We start from the raw sequence: 18,105 nt of genomic DNA, 5'->3' as shown, positions 1-18,105 counted from the left end.
CAATTATCAGTCCTCATTTAGAAAGTTAACGGCTGCTTTAACAAGCTCTTCTGTTTCATTTTTGATCTTGCCTGCAACCACATTTTGTTCAAGATAGTTCAAAACCTCGCCAAGCTGTGGACTGGGTTTTAGAATTCCCCGTTTGATGAGTTCGCCGCCGGTCATCTTCAACTGATGCTTGTTCTTGATCGCCAAGTGTTCATAACGTTCAACTAATCCAGCTGTCTTTGCCGTATCCGCAAGCACCGTCACCGCGTTAACGACATTTTCACTTCCGGCGCGATAGAGGGTTAAGTTGGCCACTTGACCACGTTGAATTGCGAAAAGTAATTCAACCGTAAGTATAACATCATTAATTATTTTATTGGCAGTCTTCCACTTTTTTAAAAAACTGGCCGTTTCTTGGCTGTTCAATCCAAATTTAAAAGCTAACAATGCCCAGATCTGCACTTCATTGGTGAGCGTAAAATCAGTTTCAGCAATTTGCTGAAGTTGGTTTAAGTAATGACTCAACACAGGGACGTGCTGGTACAAATCAGTTTGAATCATGATTTTTAAACCGTTATTGGCGTCAGTCCCCAGCATCATTTTGACAAATTCAGTGTGGGAACGTTCGACCGCAATTTTTTCCAATAACTGGCTGTGTCTAGCAATTCCAGCCAGCGTGGCGTCCTCAATCTGGAAGTCCAACTGACTGGCAAACCTGGTCGCCCGCATCATCCGCAAGGCATCTTCATTGAATCGTTCGTTTGGATCTCCAACCGCGCGAATAATGTGTTTTCGCATGTCGGAAAGGCCACCAAACAAATCGGTGATCTGGCCATTTTCAGCCAGTGCCAGCGCGTTAATCGTAAAATCCCGCCGTTTGAGATCTTCCTTTAAAGACCGCACAAAGGTAACGTGATCCGGCCGGCGATAATCCTGATAGCCGGACTCTGTCCGAAAAGTGGTCACTTCATACCCAGTCCCATGATCTAGAATCATCACCGTACCATGTTCAATTCCGGTATCAACTGTTCGTTTGAATAACGCCTTAACCTCGCTGGGATACGCACTGGTCGCAATATCGACATCGTGAATTGGCCGTTTTAAAATCGTGTCTCGAACCGAGCCGCCAACAAAATAAGCCTCATAGCCGGCTGATTCAATCTTTTGTAAAATTGGTAATGCTTCGTGGAATTCATTTGGAATTTCTACCATCCGCACAATAATCGCCATCCATTTAATATTTATCCTGTTGTAATTTTAACAGAATTTCCGTTTGAAACAAAAAGTTCGCCGAAATGATTGCCAATCATCAATTAGAATTGCTATGATGAATTGTCAGATCATTCGGGGAGGAAAAACGATGGCACAAAATCAAAGTCGCTTCAAATTGGATATTTCGTTGGTTGATTTATTGGTAATCGCGGCTGGAACCGCCATTTACTCATTTGGAATTGTCTTCTTTAACATTTACAATCATCTGGCTGATGGCGGCGTAACCGGGATTACGTTGATCTTAAGGGCACTGTTTCACATTGATCCGGCGTATTCGACCATTCTGGTCAACGTGCCGCTATTTGCGATCGGCTATCGGTATTTAGGTAAAAAAGATATGTTTTATACATTGTACGGAACAATTGCCCTGGCGATCTTTTTATGGATTTGGCAGCGGGTTCCCATCGTGATTAACATCGACCATGACCTGCTGCTCTCTGCGATTGGTGCCGGTTTATTTGGCGGATTTGGCTGCGGGATCGTTTATCGATTTGGCGGCACAACCGGTGGTGTCGATATCGTCGCCCGCTTATTTGAGCGGTTTAAGGGAGTCCAAATGGGCCAAACGCTGTTAACAATTGATGTCTTGGTTTTGCTGTCATCACTCATTTATTTGAATGTCCGCCAGATGGCATATACCTTAATTTACGTCTGGATTTTTTCCATGATTGTTAACTTTACGCAACGGGGCGCTTATACTGCCCGGGGAATTTTAATTATCAGTAACGAATCTGAAAAGATTTCCAATGCCATCCAAGATCAACTCAATCGTGGGGTTACTTTTCTCAATGCCGAGGGTGGTTATTCCCATCGTTCCAAGCAGATTGTCTATTGTGTGGTCTCGCCCAGCGAACTGCACACCTTAAAAAAACTGGTCGAGTCAATTGATGAAGAAGCTTTTATTTCGATCATTGAAGTTAACGAGGCGATTGGTGAAGGCTTTACTTATAAACGGCCGAAGCGTTTTAAACTGCTCTAGTTGTTGCCTGTCCTTATTAGAAAATATGTATGATAAAAGGTCACCAGTTTGAGGGAGACCGCCAAGGATTTTAGGTTACTTTTGGCGATATGGCCCATCTTACTGGTGGCCTTTTCTGTTATTAATTTGCGGGGATGTCAATTACATTTCATCCCACAGTGCTTCCATTTCCATATCATCAGGAACCAGATCCAAATACTTTTTCAGGTACTGTTTTTCAACGTCTGGTTGACCAATCTCGCGATAAAACAGTGTCGCGTGTTTTAAGAAATCCGGGTTATCTGAAAGTTCGTTGGCGGCGAGTTCGTAATTATTGGCTGCCTTTTTGCTCTCACCGGCATTTTGATATGATAATGCCAAATTGTAAGCAAGGTGGGCATCGACGACGTGGTCCTCAAAGACCCCCTCTAAAAGCGTCAAATTGTCGCTATAGCGTTCATGGGCAACGTACCAGTCTGATAGTAAGGTCAGAATTTCCATGTCATCAGGGGCGATTTCATGGCCCTTTTGGAAATAGGTCAAAGCTAAATCATCTTCGTTGGCCATTTCGGCAATTTGGCCGGCCTTCTGCCAGATTTTTTCATTGAACTGGTCGATCGAAATGCCCTCTTGGATTGCCTTTAAGGCTTCCTCAACCCGTTTGAGGTTGACGTAAGCATCTGCCAAATATGGATACAGCGAGCTGTACTGGGGATCGGAGTCACGTAAATCTTCGAAGGCTTTAATGGCCTTTTGATATTCTTTCAAATTAAAGTAGGTGAATGCCAGTTCAAATTTAACGTCCGCGTTCATGTTGATTGGTTTGATCTGTTCCAAGTAGCCCATTGCCTGTTCAAACTTACCAATCTCCGCGTAAGAAACTCCTAGGCGTTCAACCAAATTGACTGAAGACATTTCTAAAGTGCCCGATGTAATCAGCGCGAGATACAAATTAATGGCTTTGCGATAGTTTCTGGTAGTGAAATAGAACTCAGCCAAGGCAAACTGGATGACATCTTCATCAGGGGCCAATTTTTGGGCCTCTAAGAGCTTTTGTTCGCTAATCTCGAACATTCCCTGGGTTTGGTACAGATCAGCTGCTACCATCAAAGAACGGACGTATTCGTCTGACTGAGGTGCAACCTGTGATAAATAATTGAGTGCCTTGTCATCTTGATCGTCATCAATGGCAAGTTCGGCTAAATTGATTTTTAATCCATCATCTTTTGGATATTTTTTAAATAGTTTTTCGTAAATAGTATTTGAGTAAGTTGAAAATCCCAGTGAATACAGCTCTTCGGCCAATGAATACAGCAAATCATCCGAATCATGGGCCAAAGCTTGCTGAAATGATTTCTTAAAATCATCAATTTGGCCGCCTTCAAGTTGGTCTAAAGCCGTTTTTGAATAACTCATGTTTGTCCTCCAAAGTGTATAAAAAAAGCCAGCCCGACAAATGCCGTTCTGGCTTAACAGATGAATACTATTTAACAGCATCCTTGAGCGCCTTACCAGGTTTGAAAGCTGGTACCTTGCTTGCAGGAATTTGAATTTCTTGACCTGTTTGTGGGTTACGGCCCTTACGAGCGGCACGTTGACGTACTTCAAAGTTACCGAAACCGATTAATTGAACCTTGTCACCTTTTGCTAAACTAGCTTGGATTGATTCAAATACTGCATCCACAGCTGATGTAGCGTCTTTTTTAGTCAAACCAGTTGCTGCTGCAACATTGGTTACTAATTCTGCTTTATTTGCCATGAGTGTATTCACCTCCCTCAAAGATAGGTATGTAAACCAGTGCAATTCGAATTCTCACAAATCCGGAATGCTGAAACAACGCCGTTTGCCAACATCATTTCTTTTTCAAAGATAGCATAAGAATGCCGTCATTGCAATGGTTTTGCCTAATTTAGTGTCGATAAACGCCGAAAAATCAAGATTTTGTTAAGAATCACTGATTTTTGGGCTATTTTCGGCTTCGTTTGATGATTCTAATCGGGGTTCCGGTAAAGTCAAAATTATCACGAATTTGATTTTCAAGGAACCGGACATACGAAAAATGCATCAAATCTGGATTATTGACAAAGACCACGAACGTTGGCGGTCCGGTCACCACCTGAGTCGCATAGTAAATCCGCAGCCGTTTACCATTAACTGTCGGGGTAGGATGAACCGCCACTGCCCCCATAATAACGTCATTGAGAGCAGAGGATTGAACCCGCTTCTCATGATTGTCGTACACCTGTTTGATTAATGCCGGCAGCTTTTCGATTCGCTGTTTGGTAACGGCTGAGACGAAAATGATTGGCGAATACGACATATACTGGAATTCATTTCTGATCAAGGTTTCAAAATCCTGTTGCGTATGATTAGTCTTCTTCAGTGTATCCCACTTGTTAACCACCGTGATGATTGCTTTGCCGGCTTCATGGGCATACCCGGCAACCTTTTTATCCTGCTCACGAATGCCCTCTTCAGCGTTCATGACGAATAAGATGACATCACTTTGGTCAATGGCTTTCATTGCCCGCATAACACTGTATCTTTCAGTATTCTCGTAGACTTTTCCACGTTTTCGAATTCCAGCAGTGTCAACCATGGTGAATTTGATGTCGTCCGCCTCAAAGCGGGTATCAATCGCATCCCGGGTCGTACCTGCAATGTCTGAAACAATGACCCGATCCTCACCCAAAATGGCGTTCACGAGTGAAGATTTCCCCACGTTGGGGCGGCCAATGATACTAAACCGAATATCATCATTATCGGTCTTTTCGTCCATCCTCGGGAACTTTTCGACGACCTTATCCAGTAAGTCTCCCAGGCCCAGCCCATGGACACCAGAAATTGGCATTGGGTCGCCAAACCCCAGTGAATAAAACTCATAGATGTCTTCACGGCTCTCGGGGTTATCGACTTTGTTAACCGCCAAAACAACCGGTTTATCACTTCGATAAAGAATTTTTGCCACCTGTTCGTCCTCTGCGGTGACGCCTTCCTTGCCGCTGACGATAAAGACAATCACATCGGCTTCATCGATGGCAATTTCGGCCTGACTCTTAATCTGGGTTGCAAATGGCGCATCACTGATTTGGATTCCACCAGTGTCAATCATCGCGAACTTTGTTGCCAGCCATTCACCGTGTGAATAGATGCGATCGCGAGTCACTCCTGGCGTATCCTCGACGATTGAAATGCGATCACCGGCAATTCGATTGAAGATGGTCGATTTCCCCACGTTGGGGCGGCCAATAAAGGCCACTGTTGGCAATGCCATAAAAAATCCCTCCTTTGCTTGGTTAATTCAGAAAGAAAGGAGCTGGGACAAAACTTACGTTTTGTTTCCAGCCCCTTCTCATGATTAAAATAATTGATTATTTGTTATCATCATCGTCATTGTTGCCGGACTTCTTCAATTCGTCACCAATGATATCGCCCAAAGTAAAGCCGGTTTCTTCTTCCGGTGCATTACTGATTGAACGGTCGTTAGACTTACGTGAGCGGGATGGTCGGTTGTTTGACTTCTTTGGCTTTGCTTCTTCTTCGGGAGCATCCGTCAAAGCTTTGATTGATAATGCCAAACGCTTTCTGTCAGTATCAACATCAAGAACCTTAACCTGAATCTTCTCGCCAACCTTTAAAACATCAGCAGGTGTATCAATGTGCTCATGGGCAATTTGGGAAATGTGGACTAAGCCCTCAACACCTGGGAATACTTCAACAAAGGCACCGAAATCAACAAGGCGCTTAACTGTTCCTTCAAGAACACTGCCAACTGGAGCTTTTTCTTCGATTCCGTCCCAAGGTTCTGGAAGAGTTTGTTTGATGGAAAGTGAGATTCGGTTACGGTCGAAGTCAACAGACAATACCTTAACTTTGACTTGTTGGCCGACTTTCAAGACATCTGAAGGCTTGTCAACACGTTCGTAAGCGATTTGAGAAACATGGACCAATCCGTCCATGCCGCCAAGGTCTACGAAAGCACCAAAGTTGGTCAAACGAGCAACGGTCCCTTCAACAACATCACCTTCGTGAAGAGTTTCCATTAACTTTTCACGTTCCTCAGCTTTTTCAGCTTGAACGATGGCCTTATGAGATAAGATCAGGCGATTTTCAATTGGATCAATTTCAATAATCTTAAGTTCTAGTTCCTGACCCTTGAATTGATTCAAATCATCAACGTAATGGTCAGAGATCATTGAGGCTGGAACAAATCCACGAACGCCAGCGTCAACTACCAAGCCGCCTTTGACAGCTTGGCTGACCTTGGCAGTGATCGTTTCATCATTCTTTGACTTTTCAGCTAATTCATCCCAAACTTTGCGGGTTTCCAAACGCTTTGAAGAAAGCAGGAAGCTACCGCCCTCTTTGTCGCTGCCGATCCGAGAGGTAACAACTAGCTTAAGCTTGTCGCCCTGCTTAATCTCGTCAACATTTTGGTCAGATGAAAGTTCGCGTGGGGGAACAACTCCTTCGACACCGGAGCCTTCAATTCCCACGATCAATTGCTGGCTGTCGTCTTTGGCCAATACTTCACCGGTGACAACGTCGCCAACCTTTACTTCATCAACGCTGTTTAAAGCGTTTAATAAATCATTTTTATCATTATTTGCATTTTCACTCATCAAACAATTCCTCCTTGAAACAACTCTAATCATAATTTTATCTTAAATTGAACAATATTACCAGTCAATTGACTAATTAGTTGTTATTTCAGTGTTTTATTTATCACATTTGCAATCTTTGAAACAACTTGATCGATAGAAAGTGACGTTGTATCAATTTCCACAGCGTCTTTAGCTTTGGTTAACGGTGAAATCCTTCTATGAGAATCTTTATAATCTCTTGCCTCTATCTCCAATTGTAATTCATCTAAAGGTGTGTTGATCCCTTTTTGAATATTTTCTTTATACCGTCTTTGTGCACGCTCAGCAACACTGGCAATTAGAAAAATTTTAACTTCTGCATCAGGTAAGACGGATGTCCCAATATCTCGGCCATCCATCACAATTCCACCGTCTTTGGCGATCTCTTGCTGCTCCGCACTAAGCTGTTTTCGAACTTCACCCATCGCCGCAACTGCCGAAACCGAATTAGTCACATCCTCTTGCCGAATGGCCTCAGTAATTTCTTTGCCGTCAATGAAAACCTTTTGCCCATCATCATCAGGGGCAAAGGTAATTTTTGAGGCATGAACAATTTTGCTGATTGCCTCAACATCATCCAAAGAGACTCCTTGAGAAATTGCCTGTAGTGTGATTGCACGATACATTGCACCGGTATCACAGTAAACATAGTGAAATTGTTTGGCGACCAACTTGGCAACCGTGCTTTTACCAGCGGATGCCGGTCCATCAATTGCTACTTGTAATCCATTTTTTCGCATTCTAACATTCCTTACCTGACATTATTTTGATTGACACTCTAGAACTACCGTACTCGAAGTCTTTGTCCTGGATATAATTTTGAATTGGCACTCAGCCCATTCATCTGCATAAGTTGTTCAGTGGTTAAGCCGTTATTGTATGCCACTCGAAACATCCCCTGACCTGCTTTGACGGTTGCGTACTGATGACCGCCAGAAGTAGCCGTCGTTTTATTGGTCGTTGAATGACTGGCTGTCGACTGGGCAGCAGTATTGGATTGAGCAGTGGAAACAGATGACGTTGAGCTTGAAGCCGCTGGTCGGGTTGAAGAAACTTTACTGGCGGCTCTTGGTTTATCTTTCTTCACAGCCGGCTTGGCCTTAGCTGAACTTGATTTTGCCTGGGCAGCTGAAGTCGATTTTTTTTTTGCGTTATCCTGTCGCACGACCCTGACAGACGACGACTCGGCACTCTTGGAATCATTTCCCATCGCACTTTGGCGAACCAACCCATAAACCAGTGCAACAACAGCCACAATAATAATTAACGCTGCTAACACGACCGTAATCAAGTGATGATTTTGACTTTGTTTTCTAAGCTTGACTCGAGAAAGATTGCCGTTTTCATCACGATCTTCAGAAAATGTTTGGTTCCAAGGTTGATCCTCGTTATTTTTTTGATGTTCATCATTCGAATTCATATTGACCCCCCTCTTGATCAGAATATAGACAAACTTATTTTATCATTAATTCACTTAAATTTACTTTAATTTTTTGATAAAAACAGCTGGTCGATAACTTGCTGCCAACTTTTAGCTTCATTTTGACTGGATTGTGCCGGCTGATTTAAATATTGCCGACTAAAGTCGCGCCACCGATCCCAAAAATCAACATCATGGTCGCAACAGTATGAAGGATTCCGCTCGCCATCAGGGACTGCCTCATCAAAATATTTCAACAGTTCATCACGACGGCACTTTTCCGTGTAAACGTATTGGACCATTGCTCCCAACTCCTTCACCCGCCGAGTCCGGGCATGGTTAAAGATCGTCTTGGCCTGTTCGAGCGAATCGCCATTATCGTGGTAGAATTTGACCACTCGAAACTGATCGTCAGTCGAAAGCATTTTGGGATGGGCATACAAATAGTCCAGCAGACTTTCATCGGGAACCGTATGATCAATTAGCCCCATCTGTAAAGCGCGATCATTTGGCTCATACATCAAAATGGCTAACCCAGGCTTTCGATCACGCCCACAGCGACCGATTTCTTGAACATAACTTTGAATATTAGCCGGAAGATGATAATGAATCACAAAGCGGACATTGTTCTTATCGATCCCCATCCCAAAGGCACTAGTGGCACAGATAATGTCTAAATTTCCGGCCAGAAACTGCTGTTGAATGTGAAAGCGTGGTTGACTATCCATCCCGCCATGATAGGCCATCACCCGGCGGTCGGTTTCATTGGTTAAGGTGTTAGCGGTCTGTTCTGCTTTACTTTTGCTCGAAAAATAGATAATTCCCGGCCCGTTGAGTTGTTTAACCAGCTCAATCAGTGCATCATCTTTTTCGTGTTGATTGGCAAAAATTTTCGCGCTTAAAAAAATATTGGCTCGGTTAACCGGCAGAACAATTTGGTGAATATCACCGGGTGAAAAATTCATGTGCGCAATAATGTTTCTGCGCACTGGTTGAGTTGCAGTCGCCGTCATCATTAAGGTTAACGGACTGCCTAATCGTTCTCTCACCGTTCCTAGTTTGAGATAATCCGGTCGAAAATCTGGCCCCCATTCAGAAATACAGTGGGCCTCGTCGACAACAAACAGACCAATTTGTAACTGCATCAGGCGTTGTTGCACCTGCTGATTAGCCAGCATTTCAGGGGAAACATAGATAAATTGATAACGATTTAAATGAGTTAAAATTGCCGTCTTTTCTTGAAAATCTAAAGCCGAAGTCAAGGCAACCACTCGCTTTGACCCCAAATACTGGAGTCGACTGACTTGATCCTGCATCAAAGAAATCAGTGGTGACACGATAATCACCCGTTGGTGGGTCATTGCCCCATACATTTGGTAAAGCAAGGTTTTCCCACCGCCGGTCGGTAAAATCGCCAGCGTATTCCGGTTGGCAAGCAAGTTTTTCAAGATATCCTCTTGACCGGGCCGGAAGTCGTCAAAGCCAAAATATTTTTTTAATTCACGCTTGAGATCCATCGTCATCACTCATTTTACTCCTGTATATTTGAAAAAGTCGAAATTGGAAAAATGCCAGCTGACCAATTACCTGACTGGCGTCTTGAAAAGTCCACTCACCGACATTTTGCGGCTGATGAGCCAACAACTGGTTCATCAGATCATCAGAAATGAGTGCCCGATAAGGAAAAGCCGCTGTCTTCGACATGATTGCGACTTCCAGTAGATGCTCATAAACCGTTGTCAGTTTGATTTTCCGTTGAGTAGCGATTGCCTGCAGATTATGATTTTTTTGCTGCAAAAATAGTTTAAAGGTTGCTTGAGCACTACTAGAAACCGTTGATTTGGCCAAGCCGGAAACCAATGGAGAAAACAGGCTTGTCTTACCTGCTTGCATCAGCTTTTCTAGCAGCATCCCGTACAACTGCAGCCATTGGAGGGCCACCACCGTAGTTGACGTCCGGCGTTTAACTGCCACCTGTTCAGCGGTCAAGCCGGAAAAATTGTGGCCAACCAGGCTCTGGACAAAGACATCCGCCAGATCAGCCGGTTGCAGATCACCCAAAAAGTCACGCAGTAATTGTTGAAAATGTCTTGGCAGATCTTGATGTTTATTCATGACGAACCAGCGTTTCAGCAGTTGGTCTTCAAAATAATTAATTGATTGGGGATAGTACTGATTATTTCCATAGCTGAATTCCGAGACAATCTGGGAGGCGAAGCTGAACCGCCGCATGAACTTAGCGACATCATACCGGGATGAAACAGCTAAGTATTTAAGCGGCAGGAGCTGATTCAAGTAGCGCTGTTGCTGGTCAATTCCTTTGGCTGTTAATTGAATTCTGAAGGTATCATCAGCGCGCGCTAACCCACTCGATACCAACTGTGTCAAAACGAGCTGGTCTTCCCCGAAGTCCGTTCCGTGGAGAACATCAACAAAGTCGAGCAGGCCATATTCCAAGGCCCAATACAAATTGGAAACTGTTCGACGACCACGCAGAGTATTTTTAATGGCCTTTACCCGTCGAAATTGCTGACCACTTCCAAAAATTAACATGAGAACACGCAAATCCATGACCCACCTCCGAAACAAAAAGCCAGTCCAAACTCGCAAGTTTGTCCCAGCTTCAAGATTACTCACTATTCAATTATATACGAAAAGTATTAACTATCTCCAGCTAATTTTAACGTAGCTTCAACCGTGGTAGAAAACTATTCTTAATCAAGTAGAAGACTGTCCCAACCACAATTCCTTTGATAAAATCAAACGGAACCACACCCGCTAAAATCACGGTTGCCAATGGAAAGCCTAACTTCATGCCAATCAGGTTCATGTAAAGCGGGATGACACCCAGCCAGTTAGTCAGCGACATAATAATTGTCAAAGTAGTCGCCATCATCAAAACCACCAAGGCAGCTTTTTTCCAACCCTTGGCAAACGACAACAGTCGATCCGCCAGATAATAAGTCCAAATAAGTACTAGGGATGAAACAAGTGATGAACCCACACCGATGAAATTGATGACATCCGCACCAGTCGTTACCCAGTATAACAACGCCTTTAACCCAGCAATCGTCATACCACCAACTGGTCCGAACAAAACTGTTCCAAGTAAAATTGGCATGTCAGCCAAGTCTAAACGCATGTAAGGAACAATTGGAATGATCGGTACCGACAAAAACATCAACACATAAGAAAGCCCCGCAAAGACCGACATCTCCACCAAACGAGCCGTTGCAAACTGCGTATGCTTACCACTATTTTCCATTGAAAAAACCTCTCCTCCAATGGTCAATCTTCAAAATAATGCCCTGACAAAACGAATTTGTCAGGGCATTACAAAAAGCGTGTAAAATTTAATCTTCTACATACCAGACTTTACTGTCGGCACTGGAATTTCACCAGCTCAGCACGATCACTCGTGAGTCGCGGACTATCACCGCCGGTCGGGAATCACACCCTGCCCTGAAGATAAACCAATTTATTTACATTAAAAATAGCAGAACTAGACCAAATGTCAACGATTTGTCTTGTTCGTCAGTTCCTTTAATTCTTCAACTTCATGTGGCTTGAGCGGCCGGTAATCTCCCGGCTGCAAGCCTTTAAGGGTTAAGAAACCATAAGTTTCCCGGCTTAATTTTTCGACAGGATGACCAATTTTTTCAAACATGTTTTTGACCTGGTGATTGCGACCCTCATGAATCGTTAATTGCACAATTGATGAATCCTTATTGGTTCGAATCAGCTTGGTCTTAGCCTTGGCTGTCTTTCTATGATCAATCACGACACCGGTTCGCAAGTGTTTGAGGTCGTCATTGGTGACAATTCCCTTAACTTTGGCGACGTAAGTCTTTTCAACCTCATACTTTGGGTGGGTTAACTTATTATCCAAATCACCGTCGTTAGTCAGCAACAACAACCCAGACGTGTCATAATCCAGGCGGCCAACCGGATAAATCCGTTCGCTCACCTCTTCTAAAATATCGACCACAGTTTTACGATGCTTGTCATCGGTTACCGCCGTGATCACCCCTCTTGGCTTATAAAGAAGATAATACACCGGAACTTCTTTTGAGATAGGCACTTCATCGACCTTCACCTCATCACTGGCTGTAACTTTTGTGCCCAATTCCTTAACAACCTCGCCATTCACCTTGACATGACCCTTGACAATCAAATCTTCAGCCTTCCGTCGGGACGCAACTCCTGCGTGGGCAATTACTTTTTGTAAACGTTCTTCGTTCATACATCCACCTCCTAGTTTTCTGTATCAATTTCTTTGTTAAAACGGGTTAGTAATGAATCACTGGTATCGTCGTCCAAGACTTCATCCTTCGGCAGTGGCGGTAAGTCCTTCAACGATTCCAAGCCAAAATAATCCAAGCCAAAGTTGGTAATACCGTATTGTTTGGGATTACCAACCGCTTCTTTGACGCCAGTGACTTCAATTAAATCCTGATTGATCAGCCTGTGTAAAATAGCTGAACTATTGACGCCCCTTATCTGGTCAATCTCAATTCGCGTAATCGGCTGATTATACATGATGATTGAAATGGTTTCTAGGGCCGCCTCAGATAGTACCCGGGGCTTGGCATCGTTCACGTAATCGCCAACTAATTCTGACAATTCTTCCTTGGTCCCTAACCGATACACGTCATTGCTGACAAACACCTTGACACCGCTGTCTTGATCCTGTCTGTATTTTTTGACAATCTTTTCCAGCAGCTGACGGCAGGCAGCCACTGTTAGTGCGGTTCGTTGCGATATTTGCCGCAATGTGATCCCTTGGTCACCTGAAGCGTATAAGAGCGCCTCAATCTTTGCAATGTTACTGATCAACGTATCCAGGCCCCTTTCGAATTTCAATGGTCGAACGCACCGTTTTTTGGTTGAGGCGAACTTCGTTATACTTCGCCATTTCTAGAATTGCCAGAAAATCGGTAACGACCTCTTCAGTTTGAGTCGAGTCGGCAACCAATTTGTCAAAGGAAATATGGTTATTCGTCCGATTAAGCAGATCCCGAACCCGCTGACTTTGGCCTTCGATGGTAAAGGACCATTCGTGAATCACCGTTGACATCGGTTGATTATAGTTGAAGTGCTTTAACGCATCCACGTAACTGGCCATGATGTCACCGCTATTAAACGGAGACGGCTGAATCAGTTCAGCTTTGGTCGGCGGAACGCTTAACTCAGCTCGAGTAAAACTCTGTCGCCGTTTCAGTTCGCGGGTTTTCAGGTTAGCCGCCACCAATTTGTATCGTTTATAGTTCAGCAGCTGGGATACCAGCTCCTCTCGGGGATCTTCCTGCTGCTCATCCGGCTGATCATCAGTGCTTCTTGGCAGCAGCATCTTTGATTTGATAACCATTAGTTTCGCGGCCATCACAAAGTACTCACCGACAATTTCCAAGTTCAGCTGCTGCGCATCATAAATATACTGCATGTATTGCTCAGTAATCTTAGAAATCTGGATGTCGTAAATGTCCATTTTGGATTCCTGAATCAAATGTAACAGAACCTCCAGTGGTCCATCAAAATCATTCAAATGTAATTCAGGCTGCTTAACGTCAGGCATGATGAGTCACATTCTCCCATTTTTCCCAGGCCGATCGATGCTCAAAGCCGACCACAATTTGATATTTTGGATATAAATCCTGCAAATCATCAAAGATCCGGTTGTAGTTGCCCTGGCTAACACTTTGGGGAGTCAAGACTAATTGATGAACCAGCAGCTGATTTGCGTGAAGTTCAATTCCCACTAGTCCCGACCAATTGTTGGAAGGATCACGCCATAAATAAATCAGCCGGTCGTCTTTGGCGGCATACCAGCTCATTTCCTGAGCAACCAAATCCATGTTTTGGAGTTCGGAAACTAATGAAAAGAGGCCCATTGTAATTTTTTCATAATCTTTTCGGTATTGATATAACATTGATTCAACCTCTTTTCTTATGTGCGTGGATGATATTTATTATAAACTTCCGTTAAATGTTTATGGGAAACGTGGGTGTAAATTTGGGTCGTCGAAATATCGGAATGCCCCAGCAATTCCTGAACAATTCTCAAATCGGCGCCATTTTCCAGCAAGTGAGTTGCAAATGAATGCCGCAAAGTATGCGGCGTGACATGCCGCTTGATACCAGCCTGGTTGACATATTTTTTAATCATCTGCCAAATTGCCTGACGACTGAGCTGACGACCATGAGCATTTAAGAACAGAAATTCTGTGTTGGGCTTTCCTGACAGCAGTTGGGCACGGGTGGATCGAATGTATTGATTCAACCAATCAATCGCCACGTCACTGATCGGAATAATCCGCTCCTTATCACCCTTCCCGATCGTCTGCAGCAGGTTCATGGGCAAATGCAAATCACCCAACTTCAAATTAACCAGTTCACTGACACGCAGGCCGGTGGCGTACAAAGTTTCTAAAATTGCCCGATCCCGCAAACCTAATTTTTTATGAATATCCGGCATCGATAATAACCAATTGACCTGGTCAACTGTGAGCACGTCTGGCAGTGTTTGGGCCTTCTTGGGTGAGTCAACCTTTAACATTGGATCGTCTTCAATCACTTTAAACTGAACCAAATATTGGAAGAACCGTCGCAGAGTTGAAACCACCCTAATAACCGTGTTGCGGGCTTTATGCTGCTGTTGAAGCGTTTCTAAATAGTCTAAAATGACAAATTGATCAACTTTGGCAAGTGATTTGGCGTGTTTGTCAAAAAAAGCACCGGCCTCTTGCAGATCCTGCCGATAACTTTTAATCGTATTGTCTGACAGGCCGCGTTCGACCCGTAGGTAATGAAGATAGTCCTCAATTTGTTCGTGCATCATAAAAGCCTACTTTTTCAGGGAAATGTGTCCGTCTGCTTGTTCGATCAAGTTTTCTTTCAACAAATGCCCCAAGGCGCGTTTGAATGCGCCCTTGCTGATGCCAAAGTAATCCTTAATGGCATCCGGGGTGCTTTTATCACTAAATGCGAGTTGTTTGTCGTCGGTATGTTCGATCGCCGCCAAGATCATCTGGGCATCTTCGCCGATTTCTTGATAAGCTCGCGGCTTGGTGGAAATGTTAACACTGCCATCCCGGAGCATGCCGATCACTCTAGCCTCAACTTCTTGGCCCAATCGTGGTTCCATGAGGCGCTCATCAGGATGTAGGAACGCTAAGTTATAATCCTCAGTCAAAAGCCTTGTCCCCGAAATTTTAAGTCGATAGGCCCGCGCTTTGAGGTTTTTGTTCTGGAGATCATCCTTGGCGGGTTTGGAAATTGCCGCAAAGATTTCTTCATCAGCTAAATGGCCCCAAATGCGATTCTTGTTATCAACCGTCAAATCAATCAGTAATTTGTCCCCATCTTGCGGCCACAAAGACCGAACCGTTGGCAATTCATCAATTGAAACGACGACATCTTTATTCGGCAACCCAATATCAACAAAGACTCCCAGACCAAATTTTTCTTTTACAACGGTCGCAAACCCATAATGATCTCGGCGAATCTCCGGGATATTTCGGGTAATTTGCATTTTATGCTGTTCATTTTCATACGTAAAGCCAGTAAAAGTCGCACCAATCTTCAAAGGTTTCTTGACTTCAGTTTTATCAAGGAGAAACGTTTCTCCTTCAATTTGAACGTAGTAATCTTTGTCATTTTCATCGATGACCTTACCACTTACGACTTGTGTAATAATATTATTCATGCTTATCTCCGATCTAATCCAACTTAATCTTATTTTACACGTTTTCCAGCCAAAATTCGACTGCTCTCACAATAATATGAAACAGGGCTGAAACATCACTCTTTGCGTGTTTATGATGTTAACTTTGATCACCACTTTTATCTTGCAGAAAGCTGCGACAAACGGCAGATCCCTGCCATTTAACGAGAAAATGCAATCATCCCAAAACCAGGAATGATTGCATTTTCTCGTTAAATTCTGGGATCTAAACGCCTATCGTCCCAGTCTCGTCATAATTAATTGTGATCCACTCACAAGTTAAAGTTAGATTGATGATGAAGCACCATGGTAAATAACGCCACGATGTGAATCAACGGTAATCAATTCACCGTCAGAAATCTTGCTGGTAGCATCAGCTGCACCAACAAGAACGGGGATTCCCATTGAAATACCAACAACAGCTGCGTGTGAAGTCAAGCCGCCGGTTTCAACAACCACGGCGCTGGCTTTTTCGATAGCTGGGAGATATTCCTTGTCAGTTGACTTAGTAACCAAGATACTGCCTTCAGTTACTTTGCTCTTGGCATCAGCTGCGTTCTTAGCAACGACGGCTTTACCAATAACAGTCTTGTCACCAACACCTTGGCCTTGAACCAGCTTTGAACCGATGAGTTGAACTCTCATCAAGTTAGTTGTGCCGCTTTCGCCAACTGGAACGCCGGCAGTAACGATAATCAAATCGCCTTCCTTAGCCAAACCAGTTTCAAGTACCTTCTTTGAAGCTAATTCAAAGATTTCATCAGTGCTCTTAACTTCGTCAACCAAGATTGGGTGAACACCCCAGTTAACCATCAAGCCACGACGAGTACGTTCGTCGAAAGTAATGGCAAGGATGTCAGCATCTGGATGATACTTAGAAATCATTTTAGCAGTGTAACCTGAACGGGTTGCGGCAACGATACAGTGAACACCCAACTCTTCAGCAACACGGGCAACTGAATCGCCAATGGATTCAGTCACATCACTTGAGTCGAATTCTGGACGTGGGGTACCAAATTCGGTAAATGCGTTTTCAGCCTTAACGTCGATTCGAGCCATCGTTTGAACTGATTCAACAGGGTAATCACCATTAGCACTTTCGCCTGAAAGCATGGTTGCATCAGTACCATCAAAGACGGCATTGGCAACATCAGAAGCTTCAGCACGAGTAGGACGTGGGTTTTCCTGCATTGAATCAAGCATTTGAGTAGCGGTGATAACTGGCTTGCCAAGTTGGTTACACTTCTTGATCAAAGTCTTTTGTACCAACGGAACGTTTTCTGCTGGAATTTCAACACCCATGTCACCACGAGCAACCATCAAACCGTCAGATACCTTGATGATATCGTCAAAGTTGTTGATGCCTTCTTGTGATTCGATCTTAGGGAAGATTTGAACGTGTTCCATGTGCTTTTCTTCAAGCAATTCACGGATGTCCAAAACATCTTGGGCTTTACGAACAAATGATGCAGAAATGAAGTCGATGTCGTTATCCAAGCCGAAACGAATATCATCTGAATCTTTTTCAGTGATACCAGGCAGGTTGATTGAAACGCCAGGTGCGTTAACACCTTTACGTGAACCAAGGGTGCTGTCGTTTTGAACTGTGACAACTAATTCTTTGTTAGCATCGTCTTTTTTAGTAACAACCGTGTCCAACAAACCATCATCGAAAAGAACATGGCCGCCTTCGTGAACATCATCAAAGAGTCCAGGGTAAGTAACCGCAATCTTGTCTTTAGTACCCTCAAGACTTGCATCCATTGAAATACGGAAAACATCGCCGGTGTGGAATTCGATCTTGCCGTCTTTTTGAACGGTTGTCCGAATTTCAGCACCTTTGGTATCAAGCATAATTCCAACAGTCTTGCCAGTCTTCTTTTCAGCTTCGTGAACCTTGTTCATACGATCAAGATGTTCAGGGTGGTCACCATGTGAAAAGTTAAATCGGAAAACATTAGCTCCAGCTTCAATCAGCTTAGTAATTGTGTCTACATCAGTACTTGCTGGGCCTAATGTACTTACGATCTTAGTTTTCTTCATAAGTAAAATCTCTCCTTCGGTTTTTGGGCACTCAATACCTTATCAAAAAGTCGCAAA

Annotated in this window: 18 protein-coding genes and 1 riboswitch; of the genes, 1 reads left to right on the top strand and 17 read right to left on the bottom strand. The window is 43.7% G+C overall.

The features are described from left to right. Window positions 1-6: 6 nt before the first annotated feature. On the bottom strand, window positions 7-1,218 hold the full coding sequence (locus tag LPKJCM_RS09150; RefSeq protein ID WP_057961578.1) for a CCA tRNA nucleotidyltransferase: 1,212 nt from the start codon (window positions 1,216-1,218) through the stop codon (window positions 7-9). Between the two features lie 130 nt (window positions 1,219-1,348). Here LPKJCM_RS09150 and LPKJCM_RS09145 point away from each other — a divergent pair, with 130 nt between their 5' ends. Then, on the top strand, window positions 1,349-2,239 hold the full coding sequence (locus tag LPKJCM_RS09145) for a YitT family protein (RefSeq protein ID WP_057961579.1): 891 nt from the start codon (window positions 1,349-1,351) through the stop codon (window positions 2,237-2,239). Window positions 2,240-2,380: 141 nt separating this feature from the next. Here LPKJCM_RS09145 and LPKJCM_RS09140 read toward each other — a convergent pair whose 3' ends face one another. The 16 genes from LPKJCM_RS09140 to pyk form a co-directional block, all read right to left on the bottom strand. Then, window positions 2,381-3,634 (bottom strand): tetratricopeptide repeat protein, encoded by a 1,254-nt coding sequence (locus tag LPKJCM_RS09140; protein ID WP_087069614.1) that lies wholly within the window; start codon window positions 3,632-3,634, stop codon window positions 2,381-2,383. 67 nt (window positions 3,635-3,701) lie between these two features. Next, on the bottom strand, window positions 3,702-3,977 hold the full coding sequence (gene hbs, locus LPKJCM_RS09135) for a non-specific DNA-binding protein Hbs (protein ID WP_013727856.1): 276 nt from the start codon (window positions 3,975-3,977) through the stop codon (window positions 3,702-3,704). 208 nt (window positions 3,978-4,185) lie between these two features. Beyond that, window positions 4,186-5,493, bottom strand: a complete 1,308-nt coding sequence (gene der / locus LPKJCM_RS09130) for a ribosome biogenesis GTPase Der (protein WP_057962082.1) — start codon at window positions 5,491-5,493, stop codon at window positions 4,186-4,188. Window positions 5,494-5,590: 97 nt separating this feature from the next. After that, window positions 5,591-6,841, bottom strand: coding sequence for a 30S ribosomal protein S1 (rpsA, locus tag LPKJCM_RS09125; protein WP_087069613.1), 1,251 nt, complete (start codon window positions 6,839-6,841; stop codon window positions 5,591-5,593). Between the two features lie 83 nt (window positions 6,842-6,924). Next, complete coding sequence (gene cmk, locus LPKJCM_RS09120; RefSeq protein WP_057962081.1) at window positions 6,925-7,602, bottom strand: (d)CMP kinase; 678 nt, start codon at window positions 7,600-7,602, stop codon at window positions 6,925-6,927. Window positions 7,603-7,646: 44 nt separating this feature from the next. Then, window positions 7,647-8,282, bottom strand: coding sequence for a LysM peptidoglycan-binding domain-containing protein (locus tag LPKJCM_RS09115; protein WP_057962080.1), 636 nt, complete (start codon window positions 8,280-8,282; stop codon window positions 7,647-7,649). Window positions 8,283-8,347: 65 nt separating this feature from the next. After that, entirely contained in the window at window positions 8,348-9,805 is a 1,458-nt protein-coding gene (locus tag LPKJCM_RS09110) for a RecQ family ATP-dependent DNA helicase (protein WP_057962079.1), read from the bottom strand. Next, the gene (locus tag LPKJCM_RS09105) at window positions 9,783-10,853 is read right to left on the bottom strand and encodes a helix-turn-helix domain-containing protein (RefSeq protein WP_057962078.1); all 1,071 of its coding nucleotides are present in this window, start codon (window positions 10,851-10,853) and stop codon (window positions 9,783-9,785) included. Before LPKJCM_RS09105 ends, LPKJCM_RS09110 begins: the two co-directional genes overlap by 23 nt. 109 nt (window positions 10,854-10,962) lie before the next feature. Beyond that, window positions 10,963-11,547, bottom strand: a complete 585-nt coding sequence (locus LPKJCM_RS09100) for an ECF transporter S component (protein ID WP_057962077.1) — start codon at window positions 11,545-11,547, stop codon at window positions 10,963-10,965. A gap of 87 nt (window positions 11,548-11,634) precedes the next feature. Beyond that, a riboswitch (FMN riboswitch) is annotated at window positions 11,635-11,756 on the bottom strand. Between the two features lie 40 nt (window positions 11,757-11,796). Continuing rightward, complete coding sequence (locus LPKJCM_RS09095) at window positions 11,797-12,525, bottom strand: pseudouridine synthase (RefSeq protein WP_057962076.1); 729 nt, start codon at window positions 12,523-12,525, stop codon at window positions 11,797-11,799. Window positions 12,526-12,536: 11 nt separating this feature from the next. Then, entirely contained in the window at window positions 12,537-13,118 is a 582-nt protein-coding gene (gene scpB, locus LPKJCM_RS09090; RefSeq protein ID WP_057962075.1) for an SMC-Scp complex subunit ScpB, read from the bottom strand. Next, complete coding sequence (locus tag LPKJCM_RS09085; protein ID WP_057962074.1) at window positions 13,108-13,857, bottom strand: segregation and condensation protein A; 750 nt, start codon at window positions 13,855-13,857, stop codon at window positions 13,108-13,110. Before LPKJCM_RS09085 ends, scpB begins: the two co-directional genes overlap by 11 nt. Then, window positions 13,850-14,212: a hypothetical protein gene (locus LPKJCM_RS09080; protein WP_057962073.1), complete on the bottom strand. Its 363-nt coding sequence runs from the start codon at window positions 14,210-14,212 to the stop codon at window positions 13,850-13,852. Before LPKJCM_RS09080 ends, LPKJCM_RS09085 begins: the two co-directional genes overlap by 8 nt. Before the next feature lie 17 nt (window positions 14,213-14,229). Then, window positions 14,230-15,117 carry a site-specific tyrosine recombinase XerD gene (gene xerD, locus LPKJCM_RS09075; RefSeq protein ID WP_057962072.1) on the bottom strand — a complete coding sequence of 296 codons (888 nt, stop codon included), beginning with the start codon at window positions 15,115-15,117 and terminating at the stop codon, window positions 14,230-14,232. 9 nt (window positions 15,118-15,126) lie between these two features. Next, complete coding sequence (locus tag LPKJCM_RS09070; protein ID WP_057962071.1) at window positions 15,127-15,987, bottom strand: CvfB family protein; 861 nt, start codon at window positions 15,985-15,987, stop codon at window positions 15,127-15,129. A gap of 303 nt (window positions 15,988-16,290) precedes the next feature. Then, window positions 16,291-18,048 carry a pyruvate kinase gene (gene pyk / locus LPKJCM_RS09065; protein ID WP_057962070.1) on the bottom strand — a complete coding sequence of 586 codons (1,758 nt, stop codon included), beginning with the start codon at window positions 18,046-18,048 and terminating at the stop codon, window positions 16,291-16,293. Window positions 18,049-18,105 lie beyond the last annotated feature (57 nt).

Origin of the sequence: Lentilactobacillus parakefiri (assembly GCF_002157585.1) — a bacterium.
Classification (GTDB): domain Bacteria; phylum Bacillota; class Bacilli; order Lactobacillales; family Lactobacillaceae; genus Lentilactobacillus; species Lentilactobacillus parakefiri.
Note: the sequence above shows the minus strand (reverse complement) of the source record. Positions and strands in the feature narration are given on the sequence as shown.